Source organism: Bacillus sp. MN7755 (genome assembly GCF_054771475.1).
The window spans coordinates 1-1,831 of record NZ_BTRL01000051.1; the positions used below are offsets into that span (position 1 = coordinate 1).

At 32.0% G+C, this 1,831-nt stretch carries 2 protein-coding genes; both read left to right on the forward strand.

Features of this window, described 5'->3' with window-relative positions; genetic code table 11:
* The coding region (locus tag ACYVEC_RS30435) for a phosphopantetheine-binding protein (protein ID WP_460509567.1) at positions 1 to 535 on the forward strand (535 nt) is incomplete at its 5' end.
* Positions 536 to 541: 6 nt separating this feature from the next.
* Positions 542 to 1,831, forward strand: a 1,290-nt coding sequence (locus tag ACYVEC_RS30440; protein ID WP_460509569.1) for a condensation domain-containing protein, incomplete at its 3' end; no start/stop codon positions are given.

The window sequence follows — 1,831 nt, forward strand, 5'->3', positions numbered from 1 at the left end:
AATCAGTGATGCCGTTGTTATTGTTAAAGAAAACAATGGTGATAAATATTTATGTGGATATGTAATAAGTAGTGAATCTATCGATATTAAATACATTAAAGAGAAATTAAGGGGAAATTTACCGGAATACATGATTCCGACGTATATCATGCAATTAGATAATTTCCCATTGACAAAAAACGGTAAATTAGATAGAAAATCTTTTCCAGATCCACAAATTACAGATAGAGAAGATTTTGTTGCACCTAGAGATAATGTAGAGGAAGGTATTATGGGGATTTTCAAAGAAATTTTAGGATTTGAAGTGATTGGTATAGATGATAGTTTCTTTGAACTAGGAGGACACTCATTAAAAGCGACTAAATTGGTAAATGCATTAGAAGAAAAGTTTAAAGTTAGAGTTCCGCTAAGTACGATATTAACAGAAAAAACAATTAGAAAAATAGCTGAAAAAGTAAGAAATACAGAAGTGAAATCAAATAGTGATACTATTGCCTATCCAGAATTGATAGTAGCAGTAGAAGAGGAGGTATAAGTACCAATGAATAGAAAATATAAAATGAGTTCTGTCCAAAAAAGTTTATATGTAATTGATCAAATGCAAGAATCAAATATCACTTATAATATCCCAATCATGTTAGAAGTCGAGGGGGAAATTGATAAAGAACGCTTACGCATAGCTGTAAAACAGCTATGCGTGCGTCATGAGTTATTAAGAACTCATTTTGCACATGTGAAAGATAAATTTCTCCAAATTATTGAGGATACAGTTGATATAGAGTTAGAGCATGAAAAAAGCATACAAGAACATGTGCAACGAGTTTTCAAAGAATTCATTCGACCTTTTGATTTAAGTGAAGCACCTTTAATGAGAATAAAAATACTTGAAATAAAAGGTGAAAATACGATTTTGATGTTGGATATCCATCACATAATTTGTGATGGTGGTTCAACAGGTCTTTTAATAGAAGAAATGTGTAGATTGTATAATGGAGAGGAACTTTCTCCAGTGGGTATGCAATATAAAGACTACAGTGCTTGGCAAAATTCGAGAGATATGATGGAACAGAAAAATTATTGGCTTGACGAGTTTTCTGAAGAAGTACCGGTTTTAGATCTAATTACAGATTTTACTAGACCTAAGCAACAGAGTTATAAAGGTAGTAGTAATACCATAAAAATAGATCATAAAACTAGTAATGCTGTTAAACTCTTTAGTAAAGAAACAGGGGCAACAGAATATATGATATTGATGGCGAACCTTATGATGCTGCTAAGTAAATATACGAGACAAGGTGAGATTGTTTTAGGTACACCTGTTTCAGGACGTACTCATCCAGCAATCCAAAATATGTTAGGTATGTTTGTAAATACTTTGGCGATTAAAGGGAATTTGCAATCTTCACAAAGATTTATAGATTTGGTGGCACAATTACGAGAAAAATGCTTAAATGCGTTTGATAATCAAGAATATCCATTTGAAGAGTTAGTAGATCAGCTTGGCGTGGAAAGGGAGCCTTCTCGAAACCCTATTTTCGACATTATGTTTACATTTGAAAACAAAGAAATGAACTCGTTGAGCATGGGAGATTATAAGGTAAATGGTGTGAAAGTTGATAGTAAGGTAGCAAAGTTTGATATTACTGTTACTGTTATAGAAACAAGTGACGGATACGATGTAGAATGGGAGTATTGTACGGACTTATTTAAAGAAAAAACAATTGCTCGTATGAATGAACAATTTGTCCAATTATTGAAAAATGCTTTGAAAGACCCACAAAAGAAACTATGTGAAATTGAATTATTAACTGATACAGAAAAAGAAAAAGTT